Annotated in this window: 1 pseudogene; it reads left to right on the top strand. The window is 55.4% G+C overall.

Annotated features, from left to right (window positions below):
• Nucleotides 1–507 (top strand): annotated as a pseudogene (locus ACS8YF_RS20205) (glucans biosynthesis glucosyltransferase MdoH); the annotation flags it as partial.

Genomic DNA, 507 nt, shown 5'->3' with positions numbered 1-507 from the left:
GCCGATGGTGCCACGGTAACCTGATGAACTTCCGTCTGTTCCTGGTGAAGGGTATGCACCCGGTTCACCGTGCGGTGTTCCTGACGGGCGTGATGTCTTATCTCTCCGCTCCGCTGTGGTTTATGTTCCTCGCGCTCTCTACTGCATTGCAGGTAGTGCATGCGTTGACCGAACCGCGATACTTCCTGCAACCACGGCAGTTGTTCCCAGTGTGGCCGCAGTGGCGTCCTGAGCTGGCGATTGCACTTTTTGCTTCGACCATGGTGCTGTTGTTCCTGCCGAAGGTATTGGGCATTTTGCTTATCTGGTGCAAAGGAACGAAAGAATACGGCGGCTTCTGGCGCGTTACATTATCGTTGCTGCTGGAAGTGCTTTTTTCCGTGCTGCTGGCTCCGGTACGCATGCTGTTCCATACGGTCTTCGTTGTCAGCGCGTTCCTTGGCTGGGAAGTGGTGTGGAATTCACCGCAGCGTGATGATGACTCCACTTCCTGGGGTGAAGCGTTCA

The organism is Salinisphaera sp. SWV1, from assembly GCF_052044155.1.
In the GTDB taxonomy this organism is placed as follows: Bacteria; Pseudomonadota; Gammaproteobacteria; order Nevskiales; family Salinisphaeraceae; genus Salinisphaera.
Note: the sequence above shows the minus strand (reverse complement) of the source record. Positions and strands in the feature narration are given on the sequence as shown.